Origin of the sequence: Pseudomonas sp. Xaverov 83, assembly GCF_019352905.1 — a bacterium.
In the GTDB taxonomy this organism is placed as follows: domain Bacteria; phylum Pseudomonadota; class Gammaproteobacteria; order Pseudomonadales; family Pseudomonadaceae; genus Aquipseudomonas; species Aquipseudomonas yamanorum.
Map to the genome: position 1 here is coordinate 70,581 of NZ_JAAAFU010000009.1, position 18,142 is coordinate 88,722.

At 62.3% G+C, this 18,142-nt stretch carries 21 protein-coding genes; 6 read left to right on the top strand and 15 right to left on the bottom strand.

Annotated features, from left to right (window positions below; all coding sequences use genetic code 11):
• Window positions 1-3: 3 nt before the first annotated feature.
• The 4 genes from phnF to phnC all read right to left on the bottom strand — a co-directional run bounded on the left by phnF (window position 4) and on the right by phnC (window position 3,538).
• A complete protein-coding gene (gene phnF, locus K0H47_RS04170) occupies window positions 4-708 on the bottom strand; it encodes a phosphonate metabolism transcriptional regulator PhnF (protein ID WP_177025426.1) in 705 nt (234 codons plus the stop codon).
• A gap of 35 nt (window positions 709-743) precedes the next feature.
• Window positions 744-1,526, bottom strand: a complete 783-nt coding sequence (gene phnE, locus K0H47_RS04175) for a phosphonate ABC transporter, permease protein PhnE (RefSeq protein ID WP_003210621.1) — start codon at window positions 1,524-1,526, stop codon at window positions 744-746.
• A 144-nt stretch (window positions 1,527-1,670) separates the two neighbouring features.
• Entirely contained in the window at window positions 1,671-2,672 is a 1,002-nt protein-coding gene (gene phnD, locus K0H47_RS04180) for a phosphonate ABC transporter substrate-binding protein (protein ID WP_063028145.1), read from the bottom strand.
• A 32-nt stretch (window positions 2,673-2,704) separates the two neighbouring features.
• Window positions 2,705-3,538 (bottom strand): phosphonate ABC transporter ATP-binding protein, encoded by an 834-nt coding sequence (gene phnC, locus K0H47_RS04185; RefSeq protein WP_219272034.1) that lies wholly within the window; start codon window positions 3,536-3,538, stop codon window positions 2,705-2,707.
• 374 nt (window positions 3,539-3,912) lie between these two features.
• Here phnC and K0H47_RS04190 point away from each other — a divergent pair, with 374 nt between their 5' ends.
• Window positions 3,913-4,323, top strand: a complete 411-nt coding sequence (locus tag K0H47_RS04190; protein WP_063028142.1) for an NUDIX domain-containing protein — start codon at window positions 3,913-3,915, stop codon at window positions 4,321-4,323.
• 141 nt (window positions 4,324-4,464) lie between these two features.
• Here K0H47_RS04190 and K0H47_RS04195 read toward each other — a convergent pair whose 3' ends face one another.
• Window positions 4,465-5,361 (bottom strand): LysR family transcriptional regulator, encoded by an 897-nt coding sequence (locus K0H47_RS04195; RefSeq protein ID WP_219272035.1) that lies wholly within the window; start codon window positions 5,359-5,361, stop codon window positions 4,465-4,467.
• Between the two features lie 106 nt (window positions 5,362-5,467).
• Between K0H47_RS04195 and K0H47_RS04200 the strand changes: the two genes are divergently transcribed.
• Window positions 5,468-6,700, top strand: coding sequence for an MFS transporter (locus K0H47_RS04200; protein ID WP_219272036.1), 1,233 nt, complete (start codon window positions 5,468-5,470; stop codon window positions 6,698-6,700).
• Between the two features lie 147 nt (window positions 6,701-6,847).
• On the opposite strand, the gene K0H47_RS04205 is transcribed toward K0H47_RS04200, so the two are convergent.
• The 10 genes from K0H47_RS04205 to ccmA form a co-directional block, all read right to left on the bottom strand.
• The gene (locus K0H47_RS04205) at window positions 6,848-7,252 is read right to left on the bottom strand and encodes a hypothetical protein (RefSeq protein WP_003210627.1); all 405 of its coding nucleotides are present in this window, start codon (window positions 7,250-7,252) and stop codon (window positions 6,848-6,850) included.
• Window positions 7,253-7,267: 15 nt separating this feature from the next.
• Window positions 7,268-8,461 carry a c-type cytochrome biogenesis protein CcmI gene (gene ccmI / locus K0H47_RS04210; RefSeq protein ID WP_219272038.1) on the bottom strand — a complete coding sequence of 398 codons (1,194 nt, stop codon included), beginning with the start codon at window positions 8,459-8,461 and terminating at the stop codon, window positions 7,268-7,270.
• A complete protein-coding gene (locus K0H47_RS04215) occupies window positions 8,454-8,927 on the bottom strand; it encodes a cytochrome c-type biogenesis protein (RefSeq protein WP_177025422.1) in 474 nt (157 codons plus the stop codon). Before K0H47_RS04215 ends, ccmI begins: the two co-directional genes overlap by 8 nt.
• Window positions 8,924-9,460 (bottom strand): DsbE family thiol:disulfide interchange protein, encoded by a 537-nt coding sequence (locus K0H47_RS04220; RefSeq protein WP_063028134.1) that lies wholly within the window; start codon window positions 9,458-9,460, stop codon window positions 8,924-8,926. The genes K0H47_RS04215 and K0H47_RS04220 overlap by 4 nt, the downstream gene beginning before the upstream one ends.
• Window positions 9,457-11,445, bottom strand: a complete 1,989-nt coding sequence (locus tag K0H47_RS04225; RefSeq protein ID WP_017477482.1) for a heme lyase CcmF/NrfE family subunit — start codon at window positions 11,443-11,445, stop codon at window positions 9,457-9,459. The genes K0H47_RS04220 and K0H47_RS04225 overlap by 4 nt, the downstream gene beginning before the upstream one ends.
• A 3-nt stretch (window positions 11,446-11,448) precedes the next feature.
• On the bottom strand, window positions 11,449-11,904 hold the full coding sequence (gene ccmE / locus K0H47_RS04230) for a cytochrome c maturation protein CcmE (RefSeq protein ID WP_008434786.1): 456 nt from the start codon (window positions 11,902-11,904) through the stop codon (window positions 11,449-11,451).
• On the bottom strand, window positions 11,901-12,077 hold the full coding sequence (ccmD, locus tag K0H47_RS04235) for a heme exporter protein CcmD (RefSeq protein WP_177025421.1): 177 nt from the start codon (window positions 12,075-12,077) through the stop codon (window positions 11,901-11,903). The genes ccmE and ccmD overlap by 4 nt, the downstream gene beginning before the upstream one ends.
• A complete protein-coding gene (locus K0H47_RS04240) occupies window positions 12,074-12,829 on the bottom strand; it encodes a heme ABC transporter permease (protein ID WP_219272039.1) in 756 nt (251 codons plus the stop codon). Before K0H47_RS04240 ends, ccmD begins: the two co-directional genes overlap by 4 nt.
• A gap of 85 nt (window positions 12,830-12,914) precedes the next feature.
• On the bottom strand, window positions 12,915-13,583 hold the full coding sequence (gene ccmB, locus K0H47_RS04245) for a heme exporter protein CcmB (RefSeq protein ID WP_093207517.1): 669 nt from the start codon (window positions 13,581-13,583) through the stop codon (window positions 12,915-12,917).
• Window positions 13,580-14,161, bottom strand: a complete 582-nt coding sequence (gene ccmA / locus K0H47_RS04250) for a cytochrome c biogenesis heme-transporting ATPase CcmA (protein ID WP_242488193.1) — start codon at window positions 14,159-14,161, stop codon at window positions 13,580-13,582. The genes ccmB and ccmA overlap by 4 nt, the downstream gene beginning before the upstream one ends.
• Before the next feature lie 252 nt (window positions 14,162-14,413).
• Between ccmA and K0H47_RS04255 the strand changes: the two genes are divergently transcribed.
• From K0H47_RS04255 to K0H47_RS04270, 4 genes are all read left to right on the top strand, one after another.
• Window positions 14,414-15,997, top strand: coding sequence for a flagellar hook-length control protein FliK (locus K0H47_RS04255; protein WP_219272040.1), 1,584 nt, complete (start codon window positions 14,414-14,416; stop codon window positions 15,995-15,997).
• The gene (locus K0H47_RS04260) at window positions 15,994-16,323 is read left to right on the top strand and encodes an EscU/YscU/HrcU family type III secretion system export apparatus switch protein (protein ID WP_003210638.1); all 330 of its coding nucleotides are present in this window, start codon (window positions 15,994-15,996) and stop codon (window positions 16,321-16,323) included. The genes K0H47_RS04255 and K0H47_RS04260 overlap by 4 nt, the downstream gene beginning before the upstream one ends.
• A gap of 202 nt (window positions 16,324-16,525) precedes the next feature.
• On the top strand, window positions 16,526-16,867 hold the full coding sequence (locus K0H47_RS04265) for a Rap1a/Tai family immunity protein (RefSeq protein WP_219272042.1): 342 nt from the start codon (window positions 16,526-16,528) through the stop codon (window positions 16,865-16,867).
• Window positions 16,868-16,950: 83 nt separating this feature from the next.
• Entirely contained in the window at window positions 16,951-18,114 is a 1,164-nt protein-coding gene (locus tag K0H47_RS04270; RefSeq protein ID WP_063028124.1) for a hypothetical protein, read from the top strand.
• Window positions 18,115-18,142: the final 28 nt, after the last annotated feature.

Consider the following 18,142-nt stretch of genomic DNA (forward strand, 5'->3'; position numbering starts at 1 on the left):
CCATCAGGTCACCACTTGGTACTGGAAGCGATCCGAACGGCTGGTGGACTGCGCCAGCTCCACCGGGCGGCCGTCGCGATCGCGGGAAAGGGTGAATACGGTCAGCGCCGGCAAGTGCCGGGGCATCATCAGCAGTGCGGCTTCGTCGCGGTTGGGCAAACGCGCGCCGATCAGGCTCTGGGTGCGGGTCAACGGCAGGTCGCGCTCACGCAGGTAGTGGCGTAGCGAGCCGCCGTTGTAGTCCGCCAGCAGCGGCGCATGGCTGGCGCAGTAACGATGACGGATCAGGCTGACCGGCTGGTGGTCGAGCTTGCGCAGGGTCTGCAGCTCGATCATTGGCGCCATCTCGGCGATGCCCAATTGCTGCGCCTCTTCGCGGCTGGCGAAGCAGTAGCGACGTTTGAGCAGCATCGCTTCCACGCCCACGCCTTGGGCCGACAACGACTGGCTGTAGGAGGTCTCGGCCCCCATCGGGTAAATCAGCGGGCGGTCCAGCACTTGGGTGCCCTTGCCCTGGCGGCGCAACAGGCTGCCTTCGAAAACCAGTTCATCGATGGCGCGGCGCAGGGTGTGGCGATTGACACCAAAACGCTCAGCCAACTGCACCTCGCCCGGCAGGAACTCACCGGCCTGGTAGCTGCTCAGTTCGCGGCGCAGGATGTCGGCGAGTTCGCGGTACACCGGCTCATCTTGTCTAGACAACTGCATGCTTAAAAAAAGCGCCCTCGGGCACCCCTCCGACGTCAGATGAACTGCTTGCGCAGGCGTTGGGACAGCACGTCGATACAGCTCACCACCACGATGATCACCAGCAGCACCGCGCAGGTCTGCACGAACTGGAAGGCGCGGATGTTTTCCCAGAGGATCACGCCGATCCCGCCGGCACCGACCATCCCCACCACCGTCGCCGAGCGTACGTTGGCCTCGAAGCGGTAGAGCGCGTAGGACACCCACAGCGGCATCACTTGCGGGATCACGCCGTAGATCACTTCCTGCAAGGCACTCGCGCCGGTGGCTCGCACACCTTCAACGGGGCCCGGGTCGATGGCTTCGACGGCTTCGGCAAACAGCTTGGCGAGGACGCCGGTGGTGCTGATCCACAAGGCCAGGACACCCGCGAAAGGACCGAGGCCCACCGCGACCACGAACAACATGGCGAACACCATTTCGTTGATCGAACGGAAAGCATCCATCACCCGGCGCAGTGGTTGGTGAATCCACCACGGCGTGATGTTGTCGGCGCACAGAATGCCCAGTGGCACCGAGCAGACAATCGCCAGTACCGTGCCCCAGAGGGCGATTTGCACGGTGACGATCATTTCCTTGAGGTAGGAGCGCCATTCGTGGAAGTCCGGCGGGAAGAAGTCGGCGGCGAAGGTCGCCATGTTTCCGGAGTCGCGGTACAGCGCCAGCGGGTTCATCTCGGCGCCGTGCCAGGCCCAGGCCAGCAGGATCAGGAACAGGCCCCAGCCCAGGTATTGCGGCCAAGTCCTTTTGCCCACTGCTTCAGCATGCAAGGTAGTCATGGGTCACTCTCAATAAGTGTATGGGCAAGGCTTATGTGGGAGCCGGGCTTGCCCGCGATAGGATCGACCCGGTTTTACTGTCAGACCGAGTTGCCTGCATCGCGGGCAAGCCCGGCTCCCACACAAGCCCGCGCCTACAGGGGGTTAGCCGTTGGCTGCGGTCTTTTTGTCCAGTTCGGTGATGCGCTGTTGCAGCTTGGCGAGGTCGGCGTCGATATCCGCCAGCTTCTTGGCCTTGTCAGCCGCTTCCAGCTTGTCGTCGGCGCTGATGGTGGTGCGCTGCTTGAACAGCTCCAGTTGGCGGATCGGCAACAGCTGGTCGTCGCTGGACTTGAGGAACTTGCCCAGTTGCATGTTCTTCAGCACGGCCTTCTCTTCGTCGGTGTCACCGTAGTTGGCGAAGAAGTCGCGGATCTTGGTCTTCTCGCTGTCGCTCAGGGCCTTGCTCCACACCATCGGGTCGGCCGGGATCAGCGGCGACTTCCAGATCACCTTGAGCATCGCGGCCTTGTCCGGCTGGGTGACTTCCAGGCGGTCCCAGCTTTCGGTGTTGAAGGTGGCGACGTCCAACTGCCCTTTGGCCACGCTCAGTGCGTTGACTTCATGGCTGGAGTTGAGAGTGCGCTTGAAGGCGGTGGCGGCGTCGACGTGGTTCTTGGCGAACACGTAGTAGCCGGGTACCAGGTAGCCCGAGGTGGAGTTCGGGTCACCGTTGCCGAAGGTCAGGTTCTTGGCGTTCTTGAGCATGTCATCGACGTTGTTGATCGGGCTGTCCTTGCGCACGATCAGCACGCTCCAGTACCCGGCAGCCCCGTTGGCGGCGGCGGTCTGGGCGAAGATTTCGCCGTTGGAACGGTCCACCGCTTCCATCGCGGCCTTGTTGCCCAGCCAGGCCACGTCGACCTTGTTGAAACGCATGCCTTGGATCAGGCCGGCGTAGTCGGAGGCGAAGGTGGCGTTGATGGTCAGGCCGGTCTTCTTGTGCATGTCATCCAGAAAGGGCTGCCAGATGCTCTTGAGGTTCTGCGAAGACTCGGTGGACATGATGCCGAAATTGATCGCCTTGTCGGCGGCCTGGGCATTGCCCATGGCCACGCTGGCTAACAGCACGGCGGACAGAAACACATGACCGATACGGTTCAACATGGAGAGGATTCCTGTGGGTCGTTAGTAAGGTTTCAAGCGCGGGCCAGGGCCAACCGTGCGGGGACGACGGGTGTGCGGGTCTGGTCGGAAAACATCAGGCTGGTGTCGACATCGGCACCGTACAAATCATTGAGGAACTGGCTGCTCAGGTCGCTGGCCTGCCCATCGAAGTGAATCCGCCCACCCTTGAGCGCCACGGCTCGGGGGCAATAACGCATGGCGTAATCGACCTGGTGCAGGGTGACCACCACGGTCTTGCCGTCGCGGCCGTTGATGTCGGCGAGGATCTCCATGACCTTGCGCGCCGACTCCGGGTCCAGGGAGGCGATGGGTTCATCGGCGAGGATCACTTCGGCGCGTTGCGTCAAAGCCCGGGCAATGGCTACGCGCTGCTGCTGGCCACCGGACAAGGTAGAGGCGCGTTGGCTGGCCAGATCCGCCAAGCCGACGCGGGCCAGGGATTCCATGGCGAACTGTTTTTCCTCGGCGTTGAACAACCCGAGGTTGCCACGCCAGCGCGGCATGCGGCCCAGGCAACCGAGCAGCACGTTGTCGAGCACGCTCAGGCGGTTGACCAGGTTGAACTGCTGGAAGATGTAGCCGATGTCGGCGCGCAGGCGCCGCACCTTGCCATTCAACCGCCCGCTGGCCTGCACTTCCCGGCCCAGCACCTTGACGCTGCCGCCGTTGCTCTTGTCGCAACAGGCCAGGCCCGCGAGGTGGCGCAGCAAAGTGGATTTGCCGGAGCCGGAAGCGCCAATCAGCGCGACCATCTCACCGGTGGCAACGGTAAGCTCGAGGTCGATCAATGCGGATTTTTTCGCAAAGGTCTTGTTCAGATGATCGACATGGATAGCTGGAGTCATGGGCTTCTCTGTCTGGTTGAACAGCCATCCGTGGCTGCGTTTGAGTTCAAACGACAGTAGGCGCGGGCTGTGTCAGCCCTATGACTTGCACATGACTGGAGTAAAACCGTTTGATGAAGGTTTGATGAAAGGTTGGAAGTAGCTGTAGGACTTTGATCGTTCCCAAGCTCTGCGTGGGAATGCCGTCTCGGACGCTCTGCGTCCAGCTGGGGATGGAAGGTTGAAGTCTTGCGCAGTGGTGACGCGGAGCGTCACGGGATGCATTCCCACGCAGAGCGTGGGAACGATCTAATGAAAGGTCTTCGCCCGGCAGTGGAAATGTGCCGGGCTGTGGTGCAATAGCTGGTCGTCAATATGTGCAAGAGGGCAACGTGATGGGAAAAGACAAGGCATGTCCGGTCGTTCTGCGAACCCGCCAATCGCTGGAAATCCTCGCCTTCAAACACCCACTGGCCGGCCTTCAACTGGTCAAGGGCAGCGTGGAGCCTGGCGAAAGCACCGACGCAGCTGCGATTCGGGAATTACAGGAAGAAGCCGGGATAACCGGCAAGGTGATACGTAACCTGGGCACTTGGCACTCAGCGTCCACGGGGCATACATGGGCCTTTCATCAATGCCTGATCCCTGAAGACCTGCCAGATACCTGGACCCATTTTGCAGAGGATGATGGCGGCCACGAGTTCCAGTTCTTCTGGCACCCGCTGGCGAGCGAGTCGTCAGAAGAGTGGCATCAGGTGTTTAAAGATGCCCTGGAGTTTCTAAAGTCGCGCCTTGCCGAGATCTAACTGGCAACGTAAATCCAATGTGGGAGCCGGGCTTGCCCGCGATAGCGGTGTATCAGCAACAGTTTCAAAACCTGATACACCGCTATCGCAGGCAAGCCAGCTCCCACATTTTGATTTTCATCAGGTTCAAATTCGTCGGTGTTATTGGGCCGTGCGGGCGCGCAATCGCGGCATCACAAAATCCAGAAACGCCCGCAGCTTCAGCGGCAACGGCGACTGGCCTTTGTGCACCAAACTGATGGGCAGCGGCGCCGACTCGAACGCCTCAAGCACCACCGCCAACGCTTCTTCCCGCACTGCATCCGCCACTTGATACGACAGCACCCGAATCACCCCAACCCCCAACGTCGCCGCTGCAATCGCTGCTTCTGCGGTGTTCACCGACAACCGCGAATGCACCGGTACCGAGAGCCCGGTTTTGCCCGCGCCAAATCCCCACGCCCCTTGGGATGCCAGCACTTCGAAAGTGATGCAGTCATGTGCCGCCAGGTCCTGGGGTTCGGCCGGTACACCGCGAGCGGCCAGGTATGCCGGGCTGGCGCACACCACCCGCCGCACCGTGCCTACCTGCATGGCCTTGAGCGAGCTGTCGGGCAGTTCACCGATGCGCACGGCCACATCGCAGTGTTCTTCCATCAGGTGCACGACGCGGTCGGTGAGGATCAGGTTGATGTCGATCTCCGGGTACTGCGCCAGAAATTCCGCCACCACCGGCACGATGTGCAGCCGTCCGAAGACCACGGGGGCGGTGACCATCAATTCGCCCCGGGGCTGAGAGTATTCGCCAGTGGCCGCGCGCTCGGCCTCGCTGATGTCTTCAAGAATGCGCCGGCATGCCGCGAGATAGGAGGCGCCGGCATCGGTCAACGACAGCTGGCGCGTGGTGCGGTGCAGCAGGCGGGTTTTCAGGTGCGTCTCGAGTTCGGCCACCTTGCGGCTGACGCTGGCCAGCGGCATGTCGAGGCGCCGCGCCGCAGCCGTCAGGCTGCCTGCATCAACCACGGCAACGAAGATGGACATGGATTCAAGACGGTTCATGGCAACCTATCAAATTCTGGAAGGATGATTCCAAATCCTAGGGGATTATCCTGCCAAGCGCGAGTGCGTAACGTTGGCCACTCATCTCCGCCCCCGGAGATCTGCATTGAAGGAGAGCGCCGTGAGTGGCCAACCGATTACTGACCAAAGTCCTGCAGCGCCTGCTGTCGCGCCGCGCGGCAAGATCATCATGATGGCGGTGATCGCCGGCGCGGTGATCACCAATATTTACTGCACCCAGCCGATCCTGCCACTGATCGCCTCGGACATGGGCGTGGACGTGACCACCGTGGACCTGGTGGCCGGTTCCGCCCTGCTGGGGTTTGCCACCGGCCTGGCATTGCTGTTGCCGATGGGCGACCGCTTTGACCGGCGCAAACTGGTACTGGGGCAGATCGCGCTGGCGTTCTGCTTCGCCCTGGCGGCGGCGTTTTCACCGGGTATCTGGGCGCTGGTTGCGGCGTCATTTGGCTTGGGAATTGTGAGCTGTGTACCGCAGCAACTGGTGCCGTTCGCGGCGGTGATGTCGCAGCCCCACGAACGCGGGCGCAATGTAGGCACGGTGGTCAGCGGGATCATGGTGGGCATTCTGCTGGGGCGCACTATCGCCGGCGTGGTCGGTGAGGCTTATGGCTGGCGGGCGGTGTACGCGATGGAAGCGGCCTTCATGATCCCGGTGTGGATCGCCGCCGCCAAGCTGCTGCCACGGGGCGTGCCCAGCACCAACCTGTCCTACCCTCGCCTGCTGGCTTCGCTGTGGCCGCTGATGCGCGACAACAGCCCGATTCGCCAGTCGATGATGGTGCAGGCGTTGTTGTGGGCTTGCTTCAATGCGTTCTGGGTGAATCTGGCGGCGTTGTTGGCCCACGGGCCATGGCAGTTGGGCAGTGCCTGGGCCGGTGGCTTCGGGATTATCGGGGCGGCAGGTGCATTGGCGGCGTCGCTCGGTGGACGGGCATCCGACCGGCTGGGTTCGCGTAAGGTGATTGGGGCGAGTATTGGTATTGTCACCTTGGCATTCCTGCTGCTGGCGGGGGCGGAAACCTCGATCATTTTGCTGGTGCTGGGGGTGATCGTGCTGGATATCGGGGTGCAGTCGGGCTTGGTGTCGAATCAGACGCGGGCGTTTGCGGTGGACCCGAAAGCCCAGGGCCGCATCAACAGTTTGTACATGACGGCGACGTTTTTTGGCGGCGCGGTGGGGGCGACGGTCAGCGGCTGGTTGATGGCGCGGTTGGGCTGGATGGGGATTGTCGAGTTTGGGGTGATGCTGGGGGTGATTAGCGGGGTGATCCATTGGATCGGTGGCGCAGGCCAGGCCGAATATCAAAAACAGTAGAAATCCTGTGGGAGCCGGGCTTGCCCGCGATGGCGGTGTATCAGCCACAACTTCATAACCTGACACACCGCTATCGCAGGCAAGCCAGCTCCCACAGTTGATTGCATTTCACGCTCACAAAAAAGGCGACCCGAAGGTCGCCTTTTTTCATTGCGCGTACTGCTTGCTCAACCCCGGCGGCACGCCATGGACGTCGGTCTCTTCCCAAGGCCCGTTCGGGCTGATGGAGCGGCTCCAGCCGTTGCTCCAGCGGTAGTAGGTGCGCTGGCGGTAGAACGTGTCCGGCTGTTCATCCAGCACATACACCTGCATCTTCCCGTCCCAGTGGCTGGCAGCACCTGGCGGAGGTGCGAAGGTCGGCGAGGAGCTAGGCACCGGCTTCGACGGTTTGATCACCGGGCCGGAAGGCTGGGTGCCTGGCTGCGTGCTCGGCTGGGTCGACGGCCCTGTCGGTGGAATGGTCGGCCCGGTAGGCGACGGAGGCCGATGGACCGCACAAGCACTCAACCCCAATACCAGGCTGAGCAGGGTGATACGTGCGATAGCGGTCATGGGCATTTCCTCGAATTATTTATCCGGACTGTCGATGGTCAACTGCTGCAGCGCAGTGGTGCTGCTGGCCAAGGGTTGGCTGCGGCCGATCCACTCGCCAGCTGTCGGAACACCTGCCCGGGATATGCGCGCAACCAGTTGGACTTCGGGAAAGTTGGACAGTTTCAACTGCGGCATCATCGCGTCGGCATCGCCCAGTTCGACGGTGATCGGCAGGTCGGCGACGGTCACGCGCTTGGCGGCCAATGGCGCCGGCGGGCCTTTGACGGCACGGGCGAAGATGAACACGCTGTCGGTCGGTAAGGCCTTGGCCTTCACGTCCGCCGCCAGGTCCACACGCACTTGCATCTGCTTTTGTGCCTTCACGGGCGCCACGCTACCGCCGCTCTCTCTGAGCTTCTCGGCAGCCCGGTCAATCCCGCCTTGCAGTGCGACACGGGAGTTGTCTTCCGGCGGCAGTTGCGCCAGCAGGCGGTTCCAGTAGTCGATCGCTTCCTGGTAACGCTGGCCTTCAAAGGCGGCGATGCCCAGCAGGCCGAGGCTGGTGACCTCTTTCGGATCGAGTTTCAGTGCTTCGTCGGTCAGGGCCTGGACCTTGGGCGACCACTGTTTGTTATCGGCAAAGTACTGGGCCTGGGCCCACTGCCCGAGCAGCTCCGGCTGGCGACCGGCCAAAGCCACGGTGCGCTCGAAGACTTTGGCCGCATCGGCGGAACGGTCCTGGGCCATGTAGGCACGACCGAGGAAGTACAGGCCTTCCGGCGAATCCGGTTGGGCGGCAGCGGCGCGCTCCAGGCGGCGGGTCATGTCTTCCATGGACACCGGCGGCTGGGAGAATTCGCGGGTCAGTTCGACCTTGTCACTGGCGCCGTAATGCAGGTACAGCGCCACGCCCAGCACCGGCACCAGAAAGGCCGCGAGCAACGGCAACGGTTTGCCGAGGCGTGATTCCCGGGGCTTTTCCACGCCCTCGGTATCCGCCAGCAACTCGCGAGCTGCTTCAGCGCGGCCACTGTCCAGTTGGGCCGCATCCAGCACGCCTTCGGACTGCTGGGTTTGCAGTTCCGCCACACGTTCTTGATACAGCGCCACGTTCAGCGCGGTGCGATCCTCTTCACGCTGGGCGCGGCGGCCGCGTAACACCGGGATCAGCAGGAAACTCAAGGCAATCAGAAGCAGCAGACCGGCTGCGAGCCAGAAATCAATCATCAGTTTTTTTGTCCAGCAGTTGGTCGAGGCGTTGACGCTCATCGACGGAAAGCGAGTCCGAGCCATCGGCCGGGGCGACACGACGGCGGCGCACAATCACCGCCATCACCACGACACCGGCGAGCAACAACCCGGCCGGGCCGAACCACAGCAGCGCAGTCTTGCCGGTGAGCGCTGGCTTGTAGCGCACGAAGTCACCGTAGCGGTCGACCATGAAGTCGATGATCTGCTGATTATCCTTGCCCTCGCCGAGCATGCGGAAAATCTCTTTGCGCAGGTCGGCGGCGATCGGTGCGTTGGAGTCGGCGATGTCCTGATTCTGGCACTTGGGGCAGCGCAGTTCCTTGGTCAGTTCGCGAAAACGCTCGCGGTCACCGTCCTTGGCAAATTCGTAGGTGTCGATGGCGGCGTGGGCCACGCCAGCCATGCTCAAGCCCAACACAGCGGCGGCTAACCAACGCTTCATGGCTTGGCCTCATCCACCAGCGCCTGGTACTTGGCGGCCAGTTGCTCGCGCCACACCACTTCGTCGATCACGCCCACGTACTTATCGCGGATCACGCCCTTGGCGTCGATGAAGAAGGTTTCCGGGGCGCCGTAGACGCCGAGGTTCAGGCCGAGGTTGCCGTCTTCGTCGCGGATATCCAGCTGGTACGGGTTGTGGAACTCTGCCAGCCACTTCAGGGCGGCAGCATTGTCGTCCTTGTAGTTGATGCCGTAGATCACCACGCCCTGCTCCGCCAGCTTGTTCAGCACCGGATGCTCCACGCGGCAGGAAATGCACCAGGTGCCCCACACATTGACCAGTGCCGGTTTGCCCAGCAAGTCAGCCTGGGTCAGGGTTTTGTCGCCCTGCACCGTCGGCAGCGAGAACGCCGGGAATGGCTTGCCGATCATGGCCGACGGCAGCTCGGCCGGGTCCAGGTACAGCCCGCGATACAGGAACACCGCCACCACCAGAAACGCCGCCAGCGGTAACACCATCAACCAACGCTTCATACCGCCGCTCCTTGCAGACCGAGGGCTTCACGCACCCGGCTCTTGACCTTGACCCGGTAGCGCCGGTCCATCGCTGCCAGCAAACCACCGAACCCGGTGAGCAGGCCGCCGAACCAGATCCAGCGCACAAACGGTTTGACGTGGACCCGCACGGCCCAGGCGCCATCGCCCAGCGGTTCACCCAGGGCGACGTAGAGGTCGCGGGTGAAACCGGCGTCGATCCCGGCTTCGGTCATCATCGAGCTTTGTACCGTGTACAGGCGTTTTTCCGGGTGCAACACCGCCACTTCCTTGCCATTGCGCACCACACGTACGGTGCCTTTGTCGGAGGTGAAGTTCGGGCCTTCGAAGTGCTTGGCGCCTTCGAAAATGAAGTGGTAACCGGCCAGGTCCATGGACTCGCCGGGCGCCAGGCGCAGGTCGCGCTCGGCACTGTTCTGGCTGGACAACACCACGCCCAACGCACACACGGCGATGCCGATATGCGCGACCTGCATGCCCCAATAGCTGCGGGTCATGGTCGGCAGGCCTTTGATCAACCCTTTGTGGCGGGTCTTGTCGATCAGGTCACGTACGCCGGCCAGCAATACCCAGGCAGCCAGCATGAAGGTGGCGAGCACGGCCCAGTTGAAGTCGCCGTAGGCTATACCGGCGATCACGGCCAGCGCGGCGCTGCCGAGCAGTACCGGGGTGAGCATGCCCACCAGCCATTTCACCGGGGTGTCTTTCCAGCGCACCAGTACGCCGACCGCCATCACCACCATCAACAGCGCCATCAACGGGATAAACAGTGCGTTGAAGTACGGCGGGCCGACGGACAGTTTGGCGCCGCTCAGGGCATCCAGCACCAGCGGGTACAGGGTGCCGAGCAGGATCATCGAAGCCGCCACCACCAGCACCAGGTTATTGCCCAGCAGCAGGGTTTCCCGGGACCAGAGGTTGAATCCCACATGACTTTTGACCACTGGCGCGCGCAGGGCAAACAGGGTCAGCGAGCCACCAACCACGAACAGCAGGAAGATCAGAATGAACACGCCGCGCTCCGGGTCGGAGGCAAACGCGTGAACCGATGTCAGCACACCGGAACGCACCAGGAACGTACCCAGCAGGCTCAGGGAAAACGCGGCGATGGCCAGCAACACGGTCCAGCTTTTGAACACGCCGCGTTTTTCGGTGACTGCCAGCGAGTGAATCAGCGCCGTGCCCACCAGCCAGGGCATGAAGGAGGCGTTTTCCACCGGGTCCCAGAACCACCAGCCGCCCCAGCCGAGTTCGTAGTAGGCCCACCAAGAGCCCAGGGTGATGCCGATGCCGAGGAACGCCCAAGCGACGATGGTCCATGGCCGCGACCAGCGCGCCCAGGCCGCATCGAGACGCCCGCCGAGCAAGGCGGCGATGGCGAAGGCGAAGGCGACCGAGAAACCGACATACCCCATGTAGAGCATCGGCGGGTGCACGATCAGGCCGATGTCTTGCAGCAGCGGGTTGAGGTCGTGACCGTCTACCGGGATCTGCGGCAGGATGCGGGTGAACGGGTTGGAAGTCATGATCAGGAACAGCAGGAAGCCGATGCTGATCATGCCCATCACCGCCAGCACCCGGGCCAGCATGACTTGCGGCAGTTGGCGGGAGAAGATCGAGACAGCAAAGGTCCAGCCGCCGAGGATCAACGCCCACAGCAGCAACGAACCTTCGTGGGCACCCCACACGGCACTGAACTTGTAGTACCAGGGCAAGGCGCTGTTGGAGTTGTTGGCGACATAGGCGACGGAAAAGTCGTCGGTCATGAAGGCGTAGGTCAGGCAACCGAAGGCGAACACCAGAAAGGCGAACTGGCCCCAGGCGGCCGGCTGAGCCAGGCTCATCCACAGGCGGTCACCGCGCCAGGCGCCCAGCAACGGGACCACGGCCTGGACGATGGCAAAGCACAGGGCGAGGATCATCGCCAACTGGCCCAACTCCGGAATAAACAATGCGGACGTCATGACTTAGCCCTCCTTGGCAGGGGTCGGGGCGGATTGGCCGCTGTCTTTGAGGGCCTTGGTGACTTCCGGCGGCATGTATTTTTCATCGTGCTTGGCCAGCACTTCGTCGGCCACTACCACGCCGTCGGCGTTGAGCTTGCCGAGGGCGACGATGCCCTGCCCTTCGCGGAACAGGTCCGGGAGGATGCCGCGGTAGGTGATGGTCACGGATTTGTTGAAGTCGGTGACGATGAATTTGACGTCCAGGGAGTCCCCGGAACGTTGCAGCGAGCCCTTCTCGACCATGCCACCGGCGCGGATTCGCGTGTCCAGCGGCGCTTCGCCGTTGGCGATCTGGGTCGGGGTGTAGAACAGGTTGATGTTCTCCCGCAGGGCACTCAGGGCCAGGGTCACGGCAATGCCGACACCGGCCATGATGGCCAGGATGATCAACAGACGCTTTCTACGCAGCGGATTCACTTTTCGGTCTCCCGGCGCAAACGACGCGCCTCTTGTTGCAGGTAACGCTTGCGGGCCAGGATCGGCGCGGCGACGTTGAGGGCCAGCACCGCCAGGCAAACGCCATAGGCCGTCCAGACATACAGGGCGTGATGGCCCATGGCGAGAAAATCACTGAAAGAGTTGAAGCTCATCCACGGGCTCCCAGGCTGTTTTGCACTTCGGCCTTGACCCAACTGGTGCGGGCTTCACGCTTGAGCACTTCAAGGCGCATGCGCAGCAGCAGCACGGCGCCGAAGAAGCAGTAGAACCCCAGCACCATCAGCAGCAGCGGCGCCCACATTTCCACGGGCATGGCCGGCTTTTCAGTGAGGGTGAAGGTGGCGCCCTGGTGCAGGGTGTTCCACCACTCCACCGAGTATTTGATGATCGGGATGTTGATCACGCCGACAATCGCCAGCACCGCACAGGCCTTGGCGGCGCTGTCACGGTTGCTGATGGCGTTGCCCAGGGCGATCAAGCCGAAATACAGGAACAGCAGGATCAGCATCGAGGTGAGGCGCGCGTCCCAGACCCACCACGAACCCCAGGTCGGCTTGCCCCAGATCGCACCGGTGACCAGCGCCACAGCAGTCATCCAGGCACCGATGGGCGCGGCGCATTGCAGGGCCACGTCCGCCAGTTTCATCTTCCACACCAGGCCGACGATGCCGCACACCGCCAGCATCACATAGCAGGACTGAGCCAGCATCGCGGCGGGAACGTGGATATAAATGATGCGAAAGCTGTTGCCTTGCTGGTAATCCGGCGGCGCGAAGGCCAGGCCCCAGACCAGGCCGATGCCGATCAGCAATACAGCGGCGACGCTCAACCACGGCAGCAGTTTGCCACTGATGCCGTAAAACCATTTGGGCGAGCCGAGCTTGTGAAACCAGGTCCAGTTCATGCTGTTTCCATCACGGTTGCTTCTCGTCGTTGCGAGAAGCTTAGGGTCTTTACTGGTTAAGGTTATATCGCTTAACCAGACCTCATTATTCGCCGACGCTGATCTTCAGGCCAGCCGCTATAGCAAAGGGTGTCAGGGTTACCGCCAGGGCGGCCAGGCTGCCAAGCCACAGGAGGTAACCGGTCGCCGGCATGCCCTGGAGCGCGGCTTGCAAAGCGCCGCTGCCCAGGATCAACACCGGGATATACAAAGGCAAAATCAGCAGGGCCAACAACAGGCCGCCGCGTTTCAAGCCCACAGTCAGCGCCGCACCCACCGCGCCCAGTAGACTGAGAACCGGCGTGCCAAGCAACAAGGAAAGGAGCAACACCGGCAGGCACTCGGTGGGCAATCCCAGCATCATCGCCAGCAACGGCGCGAGCAGCACCAGCGCCAGGCCGGAAAACACCCAGTGTGCCAGTACCTTGGCCAATACCAGAAGTGGCAGGGGGTGCGACGAAAGGACCCACTGCTCAAGGGAACCATCTTCAAAATCACTGCGAAACAGCCCGTCCAGCGAGAGCAGGACCGACAAAAGCGCCGCCACCCAGACCAGTCCCGGAGACAAGGTTTGCAACAGTTTAGTCTCGGGGCCCACCGCCAACGGGAACAGCGCGATCACAATCGCGAAGAACACCAGCGGGTTGGCCAGTTCGGCCGGGCGGCGACAGAGTAACCGCGCTTCGCGGGCGACCAACAGGGCAAAAACACTCATACCGACCACCGGCCCAGGTCGAGGTCGCGGTAACCGGCAGGCATGCGCGTCAAGGTGTGGTGAGTGGTCAGGACCACCATGCCGCCCTGCTCGCAGTGCGCGGCAAGGTGTTCTTCCAAATGGGCGACGCCTTGTTTGTCGAGGGCGGTGAAGGGTTCGTCGAGAATCCATAGCGGCGGGCCGTCCAGATACAAACGGGCCAGGGCCACGCGGCGCTGCTGGCCGGCGGACAGGGTGTGGCAGGGAACGTCTTCGAAACCCTTCAGGCCAACGGCAGCGAGGGCCTGCCAGATCGCGTCGCGGCTCGCGGGATGATGCAGAGCGCTGAGCCAGCTGAGGTTTTCTTCGGCGGTGAGCACATCCTTGATCCCGGCGGCGTGGCCGATCCAGATCAGGTTGCGCGCCAGCTCGGTGCGTTGCTCGTGCAACGGTTTACCGTTGAGCCGCACTTCCCCCGCCGTCGGCTGCATCAGGCCGGCCAACAGGCGCAACAGGCTGGTCTTGCCGCTGCCGTTGGGGCCGCTGACCTGCACCATGTCGCCGCCCGCCAGACGCAGTTCGAGGTGTTCGAACAGCATCCGCAGGTCACGTTCACAGGCGAGCGCTACGGCTTCTAGAAGAGGGCTGGTCAAGAGATCGCGGGCCTTTACGGTTCAAGTCGGCGGTGGAACGGCCGTTAAAGAGATGCACATTAACTGCTTTGGCGACCGTTTTTAGAGAGCTGGATCAATCAGTTGTGTTGTTTTTAACGCTCTCTTTGAAGACGGGCGGCATTATACATGTGATGCCCTACTCTAAAGAGGGCAATTTCCCTTGAGACGGCGCGCACGATGACCGGTGAGATCAATCTTCCCACGCTTCCCCCGACGCTGCCGGCCGGGCCTGCGCCCGCGCCCGCGACGGGTGAGCTGCTGAAACTGCTGGAGCCGCAGACCGGCCTGATTGACCCCGGAAAAACCGTGAATGCCGAGGTGCTGGCACTGAAACAAGGCGGCGATGCGTTTCAGTTGCTGCTCAAGCTGACCCTGGAAGGCGGTCGGCAAACCCTGGTGCAGGCCAGCAGCAGCCAGCCGCTGCCGCTGGGCGCCCAGGTGGAAGTCAGCCAGACCCCTTCGGGCAATTTATCCATCAGCCTTCAGCAGGCGTTGAGTTCCAGCGTGGCTGCGCTGACTCGCATCGACACCACCCAACTGCCGGTGGGCACCCTGCTGCAAGGCAAGGTGCTGACCACCCAGGTGCTGCCCCAGGGTGCCAACCAGCCGGTGGTGTATCGCTCGCTGGTGTCGGTGCTCAATAACGTCCTCAGCGGCGCGACCCTGACCGTCGAAAGCCCGCAGCCGCTGCGCATCGGCAGCTTGCTCAGCGCCGTGGTGCAAAGCGCCCAGACCTTGAGCTTTGTGCCCCTGAGCGGGCGCCAGGACCAACTGGCCGTGGCCCAGCAACTCTCCACCCAACAAAGCCGCCAGGGCTCGCTGGACGTGGTGTTCACCGCGCTGCAAAGCCTGCCGGCGACCAGCAGCGACAGCACCTCGGTCGATTTGCGTGCCGCCGCCGAGCGATTGCTGGCGAGCCTGCCCGACCTGGCCCAAGCCAGTAATCCGAAGGTACTGGCGCAACTGATCCAGAACAGCGGCACATTCCTGGAAGCCAAGCTGCTCGCCGGGCAAAACCCGCAGATACCGCCGCTGGACATGAAGGGCGCCCTGCTGCGCTTCGTCGCCGACCTGCTGCCGGCCCTGCCCGCCAACACCAATCTCAATGCGATCCTGGCGTCCAACACCCTGGCGCAACTGCTGCCCAGCTTCGTGCGCAGCCCGTTGGGCACCCTCGGCCAGGTCGGCGCCCGCCAAGCGCCCGCAGGCTTTCCGCTGCCGGATCGGCTGATGCAACGCCTGGAAGGTGAGAGCGATCTGGAAAACCTGCTGCGCCTGGCCGCCGGCGCCATTTCCCGGCTGCAAAGCCATCAGCTGTCGAGCCTGGAACAAACCGGCACCACCGCCGATGGCAAGCTCTTGACCACTTGGCAGTTGGAAATCCCGATGCGTACCTTGCAGGACATCGTGCCGTTGCAGGTCAAGTTCCAGCGTGAAGAACCCGCCCCCGACAAGGATCAGCCGGAACGCAAGGACAGCAAGGACCCCAAGCAAATGCTCTGGCGCGTGGAAATGGCCCTCGACATGGAGCCCCTGGGCCCGTTGCAGGTCCAGGCGCAACTGAGCCAGGGCAAACTGTCGAGCCAGCTGTGGGCGACCCGTCCGTTCACCGCCAGCCTGATCGAAAGCCACCTGGGCAGCCTGCGCGAGCGTCTGGTGTCGTCGGGACTCAACGTCGGCGACCTGGACTGCCACCTCGGCACCCCGCCGCGTGGCCCGAAGACCGGACTGGAACAACGCTGGGTGGATGAAACCGCATGAAAAATCCCAACCCGCCCCGCCAGGCCATTGCTCTCAAATACGACGGGCAACAAGCACCGACCCTGACAGCCAAGGGCGACGACGCCCTGGCCGAAGCCATCCTCAAGCTGGCCCGGGAAAACGAAGTCCCGATCTACGAAAATGCCGAGCTGGTCAAATTACTGGCGCGCATGGAGTTGGGGGACAGTATCCCGGAAGAGCTGTACCGCACCGTCGCCGAGATCATCGCGTTCGCCTGGACGCTGAAGGGCAAGTTCCCGGTGGGATATGACCCGGACGCGGGGCCGGTGGAGCGGGATGTGACGGAAAGAGGCGACGATTATTAATGTGGGAGCGGGCTTGCTGGCGAATGCAGCGTATCAGTCAATACATCTGAGACTGATCCAGCGCTTTCGCGAGCAAGCCCGCTCCCACACTTGATTGGCTCACATTAAGCCGTAACAACGGCGGATTAATCTGTCGCGACCCCCTAATCCCGGAGCGCGGCAGTTGAAACGGACTTCAATCCTGACAGCACTGAGTCTTTGTGTGTTTTCCCTGACGGCAACGGCCAGCAACGAGGCCCATGACTACCTCACGGCCTGTCGCGAAGCCAAGAAGCAATCGCCGGATGCACCACCGTCCTACCAGGCCGCCTATTGCCTCGGCATCACCACGGGCGTGCTGAGGACGCTGGAATACAAAGATGAATTCACCCGCAGAAACCGCCGCCTTTGCCAGCCGGAAAACCTGGAGCCAGGGCATTTGGTAGAGATGGTTCTGGAGTACAGCAAGAAATACCCTGCGGCAGAGCGAACTGGCACGACCCGGCTGGTGAGGGGCGCAATTACCGAGCGCTATCCGTGCCCGAAGAGAAACAACACGCTCTAGCGGAAGCCGCAGCCGCTGATGTATAGCAATTATATCTTTCAAGGTATAGATTATCTCGAACTCGATAGTTCAGGATAAAACCCATGAGCCCCACCCGCCCAATCCTCAGTCGAAAGCTACTCGCCGAAGCGCTCGCCCGTGATTTGGCGGGCGAGTCATTTGCCGATTACAGCTCCGGCATGTTCCTCGCGGCACCCCGTCGCACGGGCAAAAGTACTTTCCTGCGCAACGACCTCATCCCCGAATGCAAGGCCCGAGGCTGGCTGCCGGTTTACGTGGACCTCTGGATGAACCGCGAAATCGACCCCGCCGAGCTGATCTCCGGCGCCATCGGCAAAGCCCTGGGCGAGTTCGAAAGCGCGGTGAGCAAGGCGGCCAAGAAAGCCGGTATCGAAAAGATCAGCCTGCTGCGCACCTTGAGCTGGGATTTCACCAAGCCTCAACTGCCCGCCGGCACCACGCTCAGCCACGCCCTGGACGTGCTGCATCAGGTCTCGGGGCAAATGATCGTGCTGATCGTCGACGAAGCCCAGCACGCCCTCAACAGCGAAGGTGGGGTGAACGCAATGTTCGCCCTCAAGGCAGCGCGAGATCATCTCAACGGCAGCAGCACCACCGATGGCCTGCGCCTGGTCTTCACCGGGTCCAGCCGGGACAAACTGGCCAACCTGGTACTCAAGAGCAAACAACCGTTCTTCGGCGCCCACATCACGCCGTTCCCACTGCTGAGCCGGGACTTTGTGGAGTTCGTGACGGACCTTTGGAACCAGCGCCTGGCCGCAACCAACCAGTTCAACCTCGAAGATATGGACTATGCGTTCCAGCTCGTCGGCCGGCGCCCGGAAATGCTCAACAAGCTATTGACCGAAGTGAGCGTGGGTCTTGGCGAGGCCAGCAATCTTGGCGAGCTGCTGAGGACGGGAGCACTGAATCACCAGGCCGGAATCTGGAGCGACTACGAGAGCGCCTACAACGACCTTTCCCCCCTGCAACAGGCGGTACTCGAAGTGATGGGCGAACGAACCCTGGGCAAGCAAGCGTTTTCGCCTTTTGCGGAAAAAACCTTCCAGGATGTGAACCGCAAACTGGAGCAGGCCCAGGTCGAGCCGAACGCCAGCACCCCAAACGTGCAGAAAGCACTGGAAGTGCTGCGGGAGAAGGAGTTGGTCTGGAAAGCCAACCGTGGTGAATATGCGCTCGAAGACTCGACCATGGCCGAATGGCTGAGCAATCGGCATCAGCTATAAGCGACAAGCCAACCTGCTTGCCGCTCGT

Excerpts from the sequence above, each read along its gene's own strand:
- K0H47_RS04260 (WP_003210638.1), top strand. The coding sequence starts at position 15,994 with ATGAAAAATCCCAACCCGCCCCGCCAGGCCATTGCTCTCAAATACGAC.
- ccmB (WP_093207517.1), bottom strand. The coding sequence starts at position 13,583 with ATGAGTGTTTTTGCCCTGTTGGTCGCCCGCGAAGCGCGGTTACTCTGT.
- phnF (WP_177025426.1), bottom strand. The coding sequence starts at position 708 with ATGCAGTTGTCTAGACAAGATGAGCCGGTGTACCGCGAACTCGCCGAC.
- K0H47_RS04270 (WP_063028124.1), top strand. The coding sequence starts at position 16,951 with ATGAGCCCCACCCGCCCAATCCTCAGTCGAAAGCTACTCGCCGAAGCG.
- phnD (WP_063028145.1), bottom strand. The coding sequence starts at position 2,672 with ATGTTGAACCGTATCGGTCATGTGTTTCTGTCCGCCGTGCTGTTAGCC.
- K0H47_RS04190 (WP_063028142.1), top strand. The coding sequence starts at position 3,913 with ATGGGAAAAGACAAGGCATGTCCGGTCGTTCTGCGAACCCGCCAATCG.
- K0H47_RS04220 (WP_063028134.1), bottom strand. The coding sequence starts at position 9,460 with ATGAAGCGTTGGTTGATGGTGTTACCGCTGGCGGCGTTTCTGGTGGTG.
- K0H47_RS04205 (WP_003210627.1), bottom strand. The coding sequence starts at position 7,252 with ATGACCGCTATCGCACGTATCACCCTGCTCAGCCTGGTATTGGGGTTG.
- K0H47_RS04240 (WP_219272039.1), bottom strand. The coding sequence starts at position 12,829 with ATGAACTGGACCTGGTTTCACAAGCTCGGCTCGCCCAAATGGTTTTAC.
- ccmA (WP_242488193.1), bottom strand. The coding sequence starts at position 14,161 with ATGCTGTTCGAACACCTCGAACTGCGTCTGGCGGGCGGCGACATGGTG.
- K0H47_RS04225 (WP_017477482.1), bottom strand. The coding sequence starts at position 11,445 with ATGACGTCCGCATTGTTTATTCCGGAGTTGGGCCAGTTGGCGATGATC.
- phnE (WP_003210621.1), bottom strand. The coding sequence starts at position 1,526 with ATGACTACCTTGCATGCTGAAGCAGTGGGCAAAAGGACTTGGCCGCAA.
- ccmD (WP_177025421.1), bottom strand. The coding sequence starts at position 12,077 with ATGAGCTTCAACTCTTTCAGTGATTTTCTCGCCATGGGCCATCACGCC.
- K0H47_RS04215 (WP_177025422.1), bottom strand. The coding sequence starts at position 8,927 with ATGAAGCGTTGGTTAGCCGCCGCTGTGTTGGGCTTGAGCATGGCTGGC.
- phnC (WP_219272034.1), bottom strand. The coding sequence starts at position 3,538 with ATGACTCCAGCTATCCATGTCGATCATCTGAACAAGACCTTTGCGAAA.
- ccmI (WP_219272038.1), bottom strand. The coding sequence starts at position 8,461 with ATGATTGATTTCTGGCTCGCAGCCGGTCTGCTGCTTCTGATTGCCTTG.
- K0H47_RS04255 (WP_219272040.1), top strand. The coding sequence starts at position 14,414 with ATGACCGGTGAGATCAATCTTCCCACGCTTCCCCCGACGCTGCCGGCC.
- K0H47_RS04195 (WP_219272035.1), bottom strand. The coding sequence starts at position 5,361 with ATGAACCGTCTTGAATCCATGTCCATCTTCGTTGCCGTGGTTGATGCA.